This is a genomic window from Empedobacter sp. UBA5924, from assembly GCF_002431085.1.
In the GTDB taxonomy this organism is placed as follows: domain Bacteria; phylum Bacteroidota; class Bacteroidia; order Flavobacteriales; family Weeksellaceae; genus Empedobacter; species Empedobacter falsenii_B.
Map to the genome: position 1 here is coordinate 70,703 of NZ_DJDM01000036.1, position 14,432 is coordinate 85,134.

A 14,432-nucleotide genomic window follows, 5' to 3' on the forward strand; every position below is an offset into this window, starting at 1 on the left:
CAATTAGTTGTGACCTCTTTTTTTGATGCTAAATAATTTGTGTTAATATCATTCAATATGAATATTTTAAGCTTATTAATTGTTTAAGTTGATAAAAAAACTGCTTAAATAAAGCGAATATGAGAATTTAACGGCTATATTTGTCTTGTGTGGAAATAATATAAATTAAAAGTACAAAATGGATTGTATTTCAGTATTTGATATGCTCAAAATTGGCGTTGGTCCTTCAAGTTCGCATACTTTAGGTCCTTGGCGCGCTGCAGAAGCTTTTCTGAAAGAATTAGATGCTGCATCTATCTTTAATAAAATTACAAAAGTTCGTGTAGATTTGTATGGCTCTTTATCACTTACGGGTAAAGGACATGCGACTGATTATGCAGTAATGTTAGGGCTAAGCGGTGCTGATCCTGAATATATTCCTGTTGATGATATTTCGAATATTATTAATACGATCAATACAAATAAACAATTAAATTTTGGAAATAAATTTTTAATTGATTTTAATCCCGAAACTGATATCGTTTTCAATCGAGAGTTTTTATCTTTTCACGCTAATGGAATGATGTTTACAGCTTTTTATGAGAACGAAGAATTATCTTCTACGTTTTATTCGATAGGGGGAGGATTTATTACAAAAGAAGATGATAGTGCTACCAATACAGATGTCACTTGTGCTTTTCCATATTTATTTAATACATCAACAGAATTATTAGAATTTTGTTCGAAAGAAAATAAATCGATTTCTGAAATCATGTTCGAGAATGAAAAAACAATTCGAACTGAAGATGAAATTCACCACGAATTAATGCGTGTTTGGAATACCATGTTAGAGTGTATGTACATTGGTTGTCATACAGAAGGTATTTTACCAGGTGGATTGAACGTGAAACGTCGTGCTTACGATATGCACAAGAATTTGGTTGGGGCAACACCTTATTCTAATCCACAAGAATGGATTGCTTCAATCCGAAAAACCAAAGTATATTTTCGTCAAATCTTGAAATGGGTAAGTTGCTTTGCTCTTGCTGTTAATGAAGTAAATGCTTCTTTAGGTAGAGTTGTAACAGCGCCAACAAACGGAAGTGCAGGAGTTATTCCAGCAGTTTTGATGTATTATTTGGTGATCGAAAATCATAAAGCTGGTCAAAAAGAGATTGAACAATTCTTAACAACAGCAGGAGTTATTGGTTCTATTTTTAAGAAAGGAGCAACTATTTCTGCGGCAATGGGAGGTTGCCAAGCTGAGATCGGTGTATCTTCGGCTATGGCTGCAGCTGCATTATGCGAATTAATGGGAGGAACTCCTGCGCAAGTAACGATGGCTGCCGAAATTGCAATGGAACATCATTTAGGTTTAACATGCGACCCGATTGGAGGTTTGGTTCAAATTCCTTGTATCGAGCGTAACACAATGGGAGCGATTAAAGCGATAAATGCGGCAGAATTAGCATTGGATACAGATCCATTGACTGCGAAAGTTCCGTTAGATAAAGTCGTAAATACGATGTGGGAAACTGCAAAAGATATGAATAATAAATACAAAGAAACTTCTGAAGGAGGTTTGGCAGTTGCTGTAAATATTGCAGACTGTTAGTAATTTATTTATTATCAATAAAATAAAATTATGTGTATTAATTGTAAGGATTATGAATGTGTGTTGTGTATTTCAAAAATAATCCTTACATTTGCACAGCCTTTTAGAGTTAAGGTACGGATGTTAAAGAATATTCATTTAGGGATTTTTTAGGCTGCTCAGCCATTTAATTTTATTCTTTCATATCTGTTGGTTAAATAATTTAAAATAAAACCGGTGATATGGAATATAAATGAATTTCATTATCTCGGTATAGTATCTAACATGATTACATTCAAAGAATTAGGACTTCAAGATGAAATCCTAACTGCAATTGAGAAAATGGGCTTCGTTAACCCATCTCCAATTCAAGAAAAAGCTATTCCTCAAATCCTTTCATCAGATCAAGATGTTATTGCATTGGCGCAAACAGGTACAGGAAAAACTGCAGCATTCGGGCTTCCGGTTTTAAATCAATTAGACAGCAATTCAAAATCAGTACAAGCAATTATTTTGTGTCCTACTCGTGAATTATGTTTACAAATTGCAAAAGAATTAGAATCTTTTTCTGCAGATATGCGTGGAGTACGTGTACAGGCAGTTTACGGTGGTGCTGACATCGTTAAACAAATTAGAGGATTAAAAGATAATCCGCAAATCGTTGTAGGAACACCAGGTCGTACAATGGACTTAATCAAACGTGGCGCATTAAAAATTAATGACATCACATGGACAGTTTTAGATGAAGCAGATGAGATGTTGAACATGGGATTCCGTGACGAAATCGATTCTATCTTAGAAACAACTCCAGAAGAAAAACAAACTTTATTATTCTCAGCTACAATGCCTTCAGAGGTTCGTCGTATCGCTTCAGAATATATGCACAATCCAGTTGAGATTGCTGTAAGTAAAGTAAATACTGCATCAAAAAATATCGAGCACCACGTTTACTTAGTACGTTCTTCTGATCGTTACTTAGCTTTAAAACGTTTGGCCGATTATTACCCTAATATTTATGGTATCGTTTTCTGTAGAACTCGTCGCGAAGCGAAAGATGTAGCAGATAAATTGATGCAAGATGGTTACAATGCAGACGCATTACACGGAGATTTATCACAATCACAACGTGATCACGTGATGGAGAAATTCCGTAACCAAAACATTCAAATCCTTGTTGCAACAGATGTTGCTGCTCGTGGTATCGACGTAAATGAATTGACTCACGTAATCAACTTCAATTTACCAGATGATCCAGAAGTTTATGTACACCGTTCAGGACGTACAGGACGTGCGGGTAACAAAGGGATTTCTATCATTATCTCAGGAGGACGTGAAGCGCGTAAAATTAGAGATTTAGAAAAATTAATTGCTTCTAAAATCGAGCCTAAAAACGTACCAACTGGAGCAGAAATCTGTGAAAAACGTTTAATTTCTTTAATCGATAAAATCGAGAATATTGAAGTTGATGAAGAATTAATCGAGCCTTACATGGAAACTGTAAACGAAAAATTGGCAAACTTAGATCGTGACGATTTATTAAAACGTTTCATGACAGTTGAGTTCAATTCTTTCTTAGAATATTACAAAAACACGAAAGATATTTCTTCTGAAGGAGATCGTGGTGATAGAGGAGATCGTTCTTCTAACCGTCGTGGAGGTCGTGATTTCTCTCGTTTCTTTATCAATATTGGTCAAAAACACAACTTACGTGTTCCAAACTTAATTGGTTTAATCAACGAGCAAACTCGTAACCGTAACATCGAAATCGGAAAAATTGAAATTTTACGTAATTTCTCTTTCTTTGAAGTTGATAAACAATTCGAATCATTAGTGTTAGAATCTTTCAAAGATGCACAACGTGATGGTGTAGATTTAGATGTTCAAATCTCTAAACCAGAACCAAGACGTGGTGATGGTGAGCGTCGTGGTGGAGATCGTCGTCGTAATGATAGAGGAGATTCTCGCGGACGTGGTTTCAACAGCCGTCGTGATAATGACCGTGAAAGAAGTGGAGGTTATCGTGGTGGAGATCGTGATCGCGGAGGAGACAGAGGTGGATTCCGTGGTGGAGATCGTGACCGTGATTCAAGAGATTCAAGAGGTGGAGATCGTGGTGGTTACCGCGGTGGAGATCGTAACAGAACCGGAAACTCGAGAAGAGGTAGAGATTAATATATTCTCAATAAATAATAAAAAAAAAGGATGATTTCTTAAAATCATCCTTTTTTTTATTCATAAAACTTCTGTTTAAATAAATAATTTTTCTATATTTATTCAAAACCACAAATAAATGACAGTACAAGAATTGTTTAACTCTATTCGATTATCCATCGAAAAAGAGAATTATACGCAATTAAAAGAAATTAAAATTTTTAAGCCAGAAAAATTCAATTGGGTGAAGGATATTTTTGAGCTTTATAATGTCGCTCAATTAGGAACTCAAAAAGGTTTAATTTGGAAGTATAATGAAGAACGAGATAATTATACTTTTCAGGATTTAGCTGATAAATACAATCAATTTTTAAACTATTTAAGAAACAAAGGAATTGTACAAGGAGACAAAATGTTTTCTCAAGTTCCATTATTACCGATTACTTGGATTGGTTATTTGGCTTCTATCAAAGGCGGATTAATTATTATTCCAGCCGCAACAACCTTAGAAGCAAGAGATTTAACATTTAGATTCGAGTCTTCTTTTCCAGAAGTTGCTTTAGCAGATCAAGCAAATGCATCGAAAATAGATGAAGCAGAAGCAAAATTTGATAAAAAGATCAAGGTAAAATTAATTACAGAAGGCGAGAGAGAAGGTTGGACAAATATCAATGAGTTATGGAAAGAATCTACACAAGCTGAGGCTGCAGATACAAATCCTGACGATGATTTATTCTATTTCTTTACTTCAGGAACGACAGGAATGCCGAAAGTTGTGGTGCATTCGCATTACACTTATCCGCTTGGAGGTTTCACGACATCTTCTTGGGTAGGAATGAAAAAAGGCGATTTGCATTACAATATTTCTCAACCAGGTTGGGCGAAATTTTTTTGGAGTAGTTTCTTTGCTCCGTGGAATATGGGTGCGACAATTTTGGGTTATCATGCAGATAAATTTGTTCCGAAAGAACAATTACAAACTATTCAAGATTTGGGTGTAACAACCTTTTGCGCGCCGCCAACAGCTTTACGTGTATTTATTTTAGAAGATTTGAAAAGTTATGATTTCAAACTTCGTCAATGTGTTGCAGCTGGTGAACCTCTTAATCCTGAAATTATTGATGTTTGGAAAGAAGGCACAGGAATTACGATTCGTGATGGTTACGGACAATCAGAATCTACTGCCATGATAGCGAATTTGCCAAATGAGAAGATTAAATACGGATCGATGGGTAAACCTGCATTTTTGTATGATATTGTGATTGCAGATGATGATGGAAATATTGTGCAAGATTGCGAAGAAGGAAATATTTGTGTTGTGCATAATGAAGAAACCATCAATGGAATTTTCAAAACTTATTTGATTCAGAAAGATAAAATGATGAAAGTTTTCAAACATGGATTATATTATACTGGAGACAAAGCTTATAAGGACGAAGACGGCTATGTTTGGTTTGTTGGGCGTGATGATGATGTGATAAAAGCGTCTGATTTCCGTGTAGGACCATTTGAAGTAGAAAGTGTTTTGTTGGAGCATGATGCAATTATGGAAGCTGCAGTTGTCGCTAGTCCGCACGATTTACGCAGTAATGCTGTAAAAGCTTTTGTGATTTTAGCGCCTGGTCATAAAGCGTCGGAAGAATTAGCGAAAGATATTTTTAGATATACAGAAGAGCATTTAGCACGTTATAAAATACCGCGTATTGTACAGTTTGTGGAGAGTTTACCAAAAACAATTTCAGGAAAAATACGTCGTGTGGAATTGCGAAATCAAGAAGCTATCGATAAAAAGAATAAAACGATTATACCAAACGAATATTTTCACGAAAAATATTAGTCGAGCTTAAAATTAACACACACAAAAAAACCACTTCAAACGAAGTGGTCTTTTTATTATCAAATAATTTTATAATTTTTCTTCTATGTATTCCTGAATTTTACTCGTAATGATTGGAACCGCTATCATAATCAATCCAGATATTACAATTTTTGTAATCCCTTTCATTGGATATTTTTTTGAAGCTTTATCTCCAACCCAATTTAATGCGCTTTCAACTTTAGAAGAAGTGAAACTTGTATCAGATTTTAAATTTGTTACAAGACTTACTGCTTTGTTTACAAATGAATTATCGTGCTTATTTTCAGCAACTTTCATTTGCAATTTTAGTTTACGCTTTGCCATTCGCAAATCGTCTAAATTTTTTATCGCAGATATTTGTTCTTTATTCTTCATCGTCGTCTTCATCATCGTGGTTAGACATGGCTTCCATAGCGTTTTCTACGGCAATATTTGTCAAGAAAAGTTTTAATTTCTTTCTAAATAAAATAGAAAGAACCATCATTAAGAAATAAATTCCAGTTACAGTAAGAAAACCTAATCCTATATCATTAAAATAACCTCCTAAAATAAATCCTAATGCTAAACTTCCTAATAATAATATAAACAAAGAAAATACAGCAATAATTAATATATAAATACCGCTCGCCAGCATGTTGCTCAGCGAATCTACGAGATCATATTTTGCTAAAGTTATTCTATTATTAATATAAACTTTTAGTTCATTAAACATAAAATTGATTTATTTAAGACAAAGTTAATTATAAATTTTAAGGAATGTTGTGTTTCGAAGAAATTAAACTCCTACGTTTTCTTGAAACTCGTCTTTTAAATCTTCTTTTGTTTGGTTTGCTTTAGATTTTAAATCTTTTCCAGCTTCTTTTGCTTTAGAAACAAACTCATCTTTTTGCTCAACTAATTTTGATTTTACTTCATCTAATTTAGCTTCTAATTCTTTTTTCGTTTTTTTCGCTTTATCAGAAAAATCATTCGCGTATTTGTCTAACTCTTTTTTGTATTTGTCAGCTTCTTTTTTTAATTTTTTGCGAGTGTCTTTCCCTGATTCTGGTGCATATAATAAACCTACTACTGCTCCGATTGCTGTTCCGATTGCTAAACCTGCTAATAATTTAGTTGCATTATTTAATTTACTCATAATAAAGTTTTTTTTGAGATTAAACGTTTTTTATATTTACACTTTAAAATTACAAAAACAATACCAAAGAATTCAAATCAAATTTAAAAAATTACAATAAATGTTAATATTATCTGAAAAATCACAAAATATGCCAGCTTCTCCAATCAGAAAGTTGGTGCCATACGCAGATGCAGCGAAAAAAAGAGGAACGAAAGTTTATCACTTAAATATTGGACAACCTGATATTGAGTCACCAAAAGCTGTTTTAGAAGGATTGAAAAATTTTCCTTCAAACATTATTTCTTATACGCACTCAGAAGGAACGTTGGAATATCGCCAAGCTTTGGCAGATTATTTTACAAATCGTGGAATTGAATTAACGCCAGAGAATTTTATTGCAACATTAGGAGGTTCTGAAGCTTTATTATTTATTTTCGGAATTATTGCAAATCCAGGTGATGAAATTATTATTCCAGAACCTTTTTATGCAAATTATAACGGATTTACATGTGAAAATGATGTAAATATTGTTCCTGTTCCATCTACAATCGAAAATAATTTTGCTTTACCATCTGTTGAGGAGTTTGCGAAAAAAATTACGGATAAAACACGTGCAATTTTAATTTGTAATCCTGGAAACCCAACTGGATATGTATATTCGAAAGAAGAATTAAATCAATTGAAAGAATTAGTTCTTAAACATGATATCTATTTAATTGCGGATGAAGTTTATGCTGAATATTTATATACTGAAGAAGAATTTACATCTGTTTTAAGTTTCCCAGAACTGAAAGATAATGCAATTGTAATTGATTCTGAATCGAAACGTTTTTCTTTATGTGGAGCACGTTCTGGAGCTTTGATTACACGTAACGAGAAATTCTTAAAAGCTGCGATGTTATATGCTCAAGCGCGTTTAAGTCCAGTTGAAATTTCTCAGTACATTGCAACATTAGCACACAGAAACGTAGGAACTTATTTTGAAGATTGTCGTACAGAATATTTAAAACGTCGCAACACTTTGGTAAAAGGTTTACAACAAATTCCAGGTGTTGTTTGTCCAAATCCAAAAGGAGCATTTTATTGTATGATTCAATTACCTGTAGATAGTGCAGAAAAATTTGCAATCTGGTTATTAGAATCTTTCTCATCAAATGGAGAAACAGTAATGTTGGCACCAGGAGCAGGATTTTATTCAACTCCAAATTCAGGAATTCAAGAAGTTCGTTTGGCTTATGTTTTGAAAGAAGAAGATTTGGTTCGTTCTGTCGAAATTTTGAAAGAAGCTTTAGAACAATATCCAGGAACAATTAGATCATAAGAAAAATACGAAGATGGAAATCATCGAAAATTATTCATTAAAATTATATAACACATTTGGAATAGAAGCGAAAGCAAAATATTTTGCTGATGTTGCAACTATTCAAGATTTGCGAAAAGTTTTGGTTTTTCGTCGTCAAAAAGATTTACCTATTTTATTTATAGGAGGAGGAAGTAATATGCTTTTTGTAGACGATTTCCCTGGAATTGTGTTAAAACTGAATTTGAAAGGAATCGAAATTATCAATGAAGATGATGATTTTGTGTATGTAAAAGCGCAAGGAAGCGAGAATTGGCATAATTTTGTTGAATGGACGTTGCAAAATGATTTCGGAGGATTAGAAAATCTTTCGTTGATTCCTGGAAATGTTGGTACTGCACCGATGCAAAATATTGGTGCGTATGGCGTAGAGGTAAAAGATTATATCGAAGAAGTTCAGACATTAGTTCTGGAAACGGGTGATGAACGTACTTTTACAAATGAAGAATGTCAGTTTGGTTATCGCGAATCTGTTTTTAAAAATGAATTGAGAGGTCAATATGTCTTGGTGGCAGTTACGTTTAAACTGACAAAGAAAAATCATAAACTTCATGTTGATTATGGTGCAATAAAATCTGAATTGGAAAAGGAGCAAATTTTTGATCCAACGATTCAAGAAATTAGTGCAGCTGTGATCAAAATTCGTCAAAGTAAATTACCAGATCCTTCGCAAATAGGGAATTCGGGAAGTTTCTTTAAAAACCCTGTGATTTCGAATGAAGAATTTGCTGAGATTGAAAAACTTCATCCAGAAATTTCTCATTTCAAAACTGATTTAGGTGTAAAATTAGCTGCTGGTTGGTTAATAGAACACGCAGGTTGGAAAGGAAAACGTTTTGGAGATGCGGGAGTTCACGACAAACAAGCTTTGGTCTTGGTGAATTATGGAAATGCAACAGGACGCGAAATATATGATTTGTCTGAACGAATTATAGAAGATGTGAAAGCCAAATATGGCGTAACATTGGTTAGAGAAGTCAATATTATACAATAAATTAAATCCCGCTTTCAGCGGGATTTTTATTCTTCTTCTTTATTGATTTTTAATTTAGAAATTCCAATTATTAATATAATTCCGAATGCTATGTATAAAAGTTTTTCGAGAATATTTGTTACTATATTTAGTTCATAAATTGAAACACCAAGATATTCTTTTATAGATAATCTTATTATTGATAATAGTAATATAGAAATTGTTATGAAAATTAGATAATTACTAAAACTTATTTTTTTTCCGTGAGCAACAATAGAAATAATTAATAATAAAATATCGAATACGAAGTGAAGGACTAAAATTACTTTAGTATACAAAATTAAAAAATCCGGATCCATATATTTATTTATAATTTGTAATAATCTCCACAATTTTATCCAAACCATCGGTTAAAGCAGCAGGACCAGGTTGTAAAATCAATTCAGATTTTATTTCGTATAAATGATTTTGTTGAATAGCTTTTACGTTTTCGAAACCAATTCGTTGTTTTACTTTTTCGGGTTTGAACATTTTACCACACCACGAACCGATAATAATATCAGGATTTCGTTCAATCACTTGTTCATCCAACAAAATACGATCTTTAGCTAAAGCTTTATTTTTGAGTTCTGGAAAAGCTAATTTTCCACCAGCAATTTCTATCAAATCATTAACCCAAGCGCTTCCCGAAATAATTGGTTCGTCCCATTCTTCAAAAAATACTGTTGGGCGATAGGGAAGAAGAGTTGCTTGTTGTTTTACTTCTTCGAGTTTCTTTTCGTAAAATTCGACTAATTTTAATCCTTTATCTTGACAACCAATCAATGAAGTAAATTGCACAATCATATTTAAAATTTCATCAACTGTTCGGTGATTAAAAATAAAAACATTAATTCCTCTTCTAATTAATTCTGCTGCAATATCAGCTTGTAAATCAGAATATCCTACAACAAAATCTGGCTTCAAATTGATGATATCTTCAAATTTAGCATCTAAAAAAGTTGAAACTTTAGGTTTTTCTTTTCTTGCTTGTGGCGGACGATAGGTAAAACCACTAATTCCTACTAAACGATGTTGTTCGTTAATGTTATACATAATTTCAGTTCCTTCTTCGGTTAAGCAAACAATGCGTTGAGGATATCGATTTGATGACATTTTGGTTTGATGTTAAATTGATGTGAGGTATAAAAATAAGAAATTCATACCATTTTGTATGATATGAATTCCTTTTGAAAAAACTATGAGTAAAAATGTTAGTTAACTAAAACTCCAAATTCGGATCCAGCAGCGTAATCTTGTCCATTCTGAGAACTTAAAGCTGTGAAACGGATATATCTTCCGCGAATTGGTTTGTCGAACAAAATTGTTTGCAGTTTAGTGTTTTTCTCGAAAGAACCTTCTTTGATAGGGTTACTCCAATTTTTTCCGTCTAAACTAATCTGAATTCTATAATCTTTTATATTTCCATTAGCTCCATCTTGACGAGGTAAATATGTAAATCCTTTAATCATCTTGAATTCTCCTGCATCAAAATCAACCCAATGAGGATATTGCGCAACAGTGACAGAATACATCGTATGCCAAATAGAGCTTGGATTACGATCTACAAGATTTGCAGCATCTCCTTCTCCAGTTTCTTGACTTGAAGCAAAAACAACTTGTAACGGAATCGTTTCTATTTTAGTAAATTTTGAAGAAACTTTAATGTTCGGATTATTTTTATCCCAAGTAACAATTGTATTCGCATCTCTCAATTTGAAAGGTTCTGTATACTTCGTTTCTTTTCCATTCCCGATTTTGTAATACAAATCTGCATGTTGATTTTGGCTCAAAATTGTAACTTCCCCAATTTTGTTTCGTGTAATAAGAAGTGGAGAATCTCCTGCTCCTTTTACTTTTGCTTGCGTTGAATAATTATTGCTTTGAACAGGACGAATAATAAATCCAAAAGTTGTTGCGTTTGGTTTTACACGATCTTGTTCTAATGGTGGTCCTTGCCCACAACTATTTCCTCCAAGCCCTGTAACACCAGCATCTAAATGCATATACGTTCCATTACTTTTTGGTAATTGATAGAAATGAGGCGTTTGCGTTAATTCTAATTCGCTCCAAGGCAAAACAGAAGTTGACATCAAATCTTTGCTTACAAAAACAACCCCATTTCCAGAAGTATCAGTTAAAGAACTCCATCTAACTTCCTCATTATTACTCATACTTTGCGGATTTGGCCACGGTACAAACTGATCTTTCACTGTACTTTTATGAAATTCAATATTCTGAGCGGTTTTACGATCTGCATAATTATTAATCGGACCGCGTCCGTAATAGTTGTAATTGCTCAAATTTTCTGGTAATTTCAATTCATAACCTAAACGCGCTAAAGCAAGCGATTCGTCATTTGAAGTAATACTTGACGATAATTCGATTGAACCATCTGGATAAATCGTCCAAACTTGATTTGAAGTAAATTTGAAATCATTTTCCCCAAATACTTGGTCTTTGTGTTCTTCGATCTTATATGTTCCAGAAGTACCTCCTAAAAGTGATGCGCTATTTGGCGCTTGTGATTCTACAACATACGATAATACAATTGCGCCATCTTTTCTTGTGTAAGAAGTTGATGATAAAACTTTGTGTTTTAAATTATGTAAACCTTTTTGAAACCATTGCTGATACGCCCAGTTGTCATTATCCATTGGTGCACGATAAGCATCTAATTTTGGACCGTCACCATCTTTAATAATCGTTTGGTTATTATAATTTAAACTATAAATAGTTCCAGTTTGATTATCAAATTTTACAGCGAAACCATTTCCACTAATTGTTTTTAGTTTTTCTGAATCTGTTATGGTAATTTGATTTGTTTTTTGAACTTCTTGAATTGTCGGAATTTGTTCTGCAGCTTTCACAAAAATTTGTTCTTCCATTTGAACATAATCTTTCTTCGCCCACAATTGATCATGATTTTGCTTGAATTGAATTTTTACAAAATACTCTGATGTAGGTTTTAATTTTGATTGATTAATTGGTAAACGAACGATTTGTTTTTCGCGAGGACTAATGATTTTTTTAGGCTCAATAAAAGCTGTACTTCTTTCAATTTCGATTCCATCTTCGTATAAAGCCCATTCTGGCGTGTAATCTTCTAACGAAATGAAATAATTTTTATTAAAAATTTCGATTTCACCATTCAAGATATTTGCAGGTTTTATACCAACATTTTGATAGACTTTTTTAACTTCCCAGTAAGAAGGTTTTTCCTTTAAATCAGCGAAAACTAATCCATTGTTTACAAACGTTCCGTCATTTGGTTTATCCCCGAAATTACCTCCGTAAGCGAAGAATTTTTCGCCTGTCTTTTTATCATAATAATACATTGCTTGGTCAACCCAATCCCAAATAGCACCTCCCATAAAGAAGTTGGTAGATTCCATTGCTTCCCAATAATCTATCAGATTTCCAGCTGCATTTCCCATTCCATGCGCATATTCAGAAATATGGAAAGGATATTTTAACTTATAATTTCCTTGTACAGCACCACGAACCCAATTGATAGAAGGGTATTGATTAGATCCCATATCAACAATTGCATTATTTCGCTCGTATTGAACAGGACGAGAAGTATCAATTTTTTTGATTGCATTGTAGGCTTCAACAAAATTATTTCCAGGACCAGCCTCATTTCCTAAAGACCAAATAACGATAGAAGGATGATTGATTGTTGCATGAACCATCTCTACATTACGTGCCACGTGCGCATCTCTCCACTCTTTTGGATGAGAGATTGAAGCTTCACCGTAGTAATATTGGTGACTTTCTACATTGGCCTCGTCCTCTAAATAAATCCCATATTTGTCGCATAAATAATACCAATAAGGATCATCTGGATAATGTGAGTTACGAACATGGTTAATATTTGCACGTTTCATCAACTTAATTTCTTCTTCCATCTGTTGACGTGTCACAACTTTTCCTTTTTCAGGATTTGTTTCGTGGCGGTTAACACCTTTCAGTTTTACTGTTTTTCCATTTACATAGAAATAACGTCCAGCCAAACCAAACTCATCATCTTCAGCTTTTGTATCTTTAATTTCAACCTTTCTAAATCCTACATTCGTCGAAACTGTTTCGATTGTTTTGTTCTTTACATCTTTTAATTCTCCAACTAACGTATAACGATAAGGACGCTCTGCTGACCAAAGATTTGCATTCTTTAGTTTTAGTTTTAGTTTGTAAATAGATGAAGAATTAGGATTGATTGTAACTGCATCAGAATTGATAATATATTCAGTTGTTGCAATTTTTTCAGTTTCGTCGCTGTATAATTTATTTTGATAAAGTGTATAAGCAATTTTATAACCTTTTGCGACTTTATTTGATAAATTTCTAATATCAGCCGAAATATTTAGTTCATCATCTTTATAGTTATTCGTTACATCAGGAATTACAACCAAATCTCTAACTTGGATTTTCGGTTTTGATGTTAATGAAACTGTACGAAAAATTCCTGGCAATCTAAACATATCTTGTGCTTCTAAGAATGAAGCGTCAGAATTCCTATAGACTTCAACTGCTACAGAATTTTCACCTTTTTTATTTAGATAAGGTGTAATGTTAAATGAAGCTAAATTTCTAGAATTTTTAGAAAAACCAACATATTTTCCATTAATCCATAAGTAGAAAAATGAATCTACTCCATCAAAATTCATGTAAATATCACGTCCATCCCAATTTTTAGGAACATCGAATGTACGTTTATACGAACCAACTTCATTTCTATAAATATATGTTGTCCAATCTTTGTTAGGCTCTCTCATTACACCGCCTTTCCAATCATCAACTTTTACAGCATGCTGAAAAATAACTTTTTGATTGACATAAATTGGAACACCATATTTTAAATCTCCATTTTTCTGAATTCCAAAAATATTCCAACTCATCGGGACAGGAACATCAGCCCAAGAAGAGGTATCAAAATTGTTTTCGTAAAAATTTTTCGGTCTTTCGTTTGGGTTTTTTACCCAATTAAATTTCCAAGTACCATTCAAATTCATCCAATATGGACTATTTTCTGGTAAAAGTTTTACAGCTTGATTTTGATTCTCAAAAGAGAAAAAATAGCTTTTAGGTAATTCTTTGTTGAAGGATAAATTCATTGGCGATTCCCATTCGTTACCGTCTGGAGAATCTTTCATTCCGTAATTGAAGCCCCCTAAATTATGAGTAAAAGGATTTTCAATTGGCGGATTTATTTGTGCAAAAGTTGTCTGAACAACAAGTGCAGAAACAATAACTTTACTGTATTTTGTTATAAGATTCATTTTTCAATAAGCATTTTTAATCACGTGTTAAACAAATATAGTCTAGATTATTAAATGATTATGCTTATTTGAAGAAGTA

Annotated in this window: 11 protein-coding genes; 5 read left to right on the plus strand and 6 right to left on the minus strand. The window is 33.0% G+C overall.

The genetic code is table 11. From position 1 onward, the window contains the following. The first annotated feature begins 178 nt into the window (after positions 1-178). From B3792_RS10525 to B3792_RS10535, 3 genes are all read left to right on the plus strand, one after another. Positions 179-1,594, plus strand: coding sequence for an L-serine ammonia-lyase (locus B3792_RS10525; RefSeq protein ID WP_114999998.1), 1,416 nt, complete (start codon positions 179-181; stop codon positions 1,592-1,594). A gap of 264 nt (positions 1,595-1,858) precedes the next feature. Next, positions 1,859-3,745 (plus strand): DEAD/DEAH box helicase, encoded by a 1,887-nt coding sequence (locus tag B3792_RS10530; RefSeq protein ID WP_291069547.1) that lies wholly within the window; start codon positions 1,859-1,861, stop codon positions 3,743-3,745. Between the two features lie 118 nt (positions 3,746-3,863). Continuing rightward, positions 3,864-5,561: an AMP-binding protein gene (locus B3792_RS10535; protein WP_291059514.1), complete on the plus strand. Its 1,698-nt coding sequence runs from the start codon at positions 3,864-3,866 to the stop codon at positions 5,559-5,561. A 69-nt stretch (positions 5,562-5,630) separates the two neighbouring features. Here B3792_RS10535 and B3792_RS10540 read toward each other — a convergent pair whose 3' ends face one another. From B3792_RS10540 to B3792_RS10550, 3 genes are all read right to left on the minus strand, one after another. Beyond that, the gene (locus B3792_RS10540) at positions 5,631-5,957 is read right to left on the minus strand and encodes a hypothetical protein (RefSeq protein WP_291059512.1); all 327 of its coding nucleotides are present in this window, start codon (positions 5,955-5,957) and stop codon (positions 5,631-5,633) included. After that, positions 5,947-6,216 carry a hypothetical protein gene (locus tag B3792_RS10545; protein ID WP_349676707.1) on the minus strand — a complete coding sequence of 90 codons (270 nt, stop codon included), beginning with the start codon at positions 6,214-6,216 and terminating at the stop codon, positions 5,947-5,949. Before B3792_RS10545 ends, B3792_RS10540 begins: the two co-directional genes overlap by 11 nt. A gap of 141 nt (positions 6,217-6,357) precedes the next feature. After that, the gene (locus B3792_RS10550) at positions 6,358-6,717 is read right to left on the minus strand and encodes a YtxH domain-containing protein (RefSeq protein WP_291059508.1); all 360 of its coding nucleotides are present in this window, start codon (positions 6,715-6,717) and stop codon (positions 6,358-6,360) included. 100 nt (positions 6,718-6,817) lie between these two features. Here B3792_RS10550 and B3792_RS10555 point away from each other — a divergent pair, with 100 nt between their 5' ends. Both B3792_RS10555 and murB read left to right on the plus strand, forming a co-directional pair. Beyond that, on the plus strand, positions 6,818-8,020 hold the full coding sequence (locus B3792_RS10555) for a pyridoxal phosphate-dependent aminotransferase (RefSeq protein WP_291069550.1): 1,203 nt from the start codon (positions 6,818-6,820) through the stop codon (positions 8,018-8,020). Between the two features lie 13 nt (positions 8,021-8,033). Then, positions 8,034-9,053, plus strand: a complete 1,020-nt coding sequence (murB, locus tag B3792_RS10560; protein ID WP_219034205.1) for a UDP-N-acetylmuramate dehydrogenase — start codon at positions 8,034-8,036, stop codon at positions 9,051-9,053. A 26-nt stretch (positions 9,054-9,079) separates the two neighbouring features. Here the strand turns inward: murB and B3792_RS10565 are convergent, their stop codons facing one another. From B3792_RS10565 to B3792_RS10575, 3 genes are all read right to left on the minus strand, one after another. Next, on the minus strand, positions 9,080-9,391 hold the full coding sequence (locus tag B3792_RS10565; RefSeq protein WP_219034206.1) for a hypothetical protein: 312 nt from the start codon (positions 9,389-9,391) through the stop codon (positions 9,080-9,082). A gap of 4 nt (positions 9,392-9,395) precedes the next feature. Continuing rightward, a complete protein-coding gene (locus tag B3792_RS10570; protein WP_286495573.1) occupies positions 9,396-10,187 on the minus strand; it encodes a cobalamin-binding protein in 792 nt (263 codons plus the stop codon). Positions 10,188-10,285: 98 nt separating this feature from the next. Then, positions 10,286-14,353, minus strand: a complete 4,068-nt coding sequence (locus tag B3792_RS10575) for a glycoside hydrolase family 2 TIM barrel-domain containing protein (protein WP_291069552.1) — start codon at positions 14,351-14,353, stop codon at positions 10,286-10,288. Positions 14,354-14,432 lie beyond the last annotated feature (79 nt).

What these genes read in the sequence shown, in the direction of transcription:
- B3792_RS10525 (WP_114999998.1), top strand. Translation starts at nt 179, where the DNA reads ATGGATTGTATTTCAGTATTTGATATGCTCAAAATTGGCGTTGGTCCT.
- B3792_RS10530 (WP_291069547.1), top strand. Translation starts at nt 1,859, where the DNA reads ATGATTACATTCAAAGAATTAGGACTTCAAGATGAAATCCTAACTGCA.
- B3792_RS10535 (WP_291059514.1), top strand. Translation starts at nt 3,864, where the DNA reads ATGACAGTACAAGAATTGTTTAACTCTATTCGATTATCCATCGAAAAA.
- B3792_RS10540 (WP_291059512.1), bottom strand. Translation starts at nt 5,957, where the DNA reads ATGAAGAATAAAGAACAAATATCTGCGATAAAAAATTTAGACGATTTG.
- B3792_RS10545 (WP_349676707.1), bottom strand. Translation starts at nt 6,216, where the DNA reads ATGCTGGCGAGCGGTATTTATATATTAATTATTGCTGTATTTTCTTTG.
- B3792_RS10550 (WP_291059508.1), bottom strand. Translation starts at nt 6,717, where the DNA reads ATGAGTAAATTAAATAATGCAACTAAATTATTAGCAGGTTTAGCAATC.
- B3792_RS10555 (WP_291069550.1), top strand. Translation starts at nt 6,818, where the DNA reads ATGTTAATATTATCTGAAAAATCACAAAATATGCCAGCTTCTCCAATC.
- murB (WP_219034205.1), top strand. Translation starts at nt 8,034, where the DNA reads ATGGAAATCATCGAAAATTATTCATTAAAATTATATAACACATTTGGA.
- B3792_RS10565 (WP_219034206.1), bottom strand. Translation starts at nt 9,391, where the DNA reads ATGGATCCGGATTTTTTAATTTTGTATACTAAAGTAATTTTAGTCCTT.
- B3792_RS10570 (WP_286495573.1), bottom strand. Translation starts at nt 10,187, where the DNA reads ATGTCATCAAATCGATATCCTCAACGCATTGTTTGCTTAACCGAAGAA.
- B3792_RS10575 (WP_291069552.1), bottom strand. Translation starts at nt 14,353, where the DNA reads ATGAATCTTATAACAAAATACAGTAAAGTTATTGTTTCTGCACTTGTT.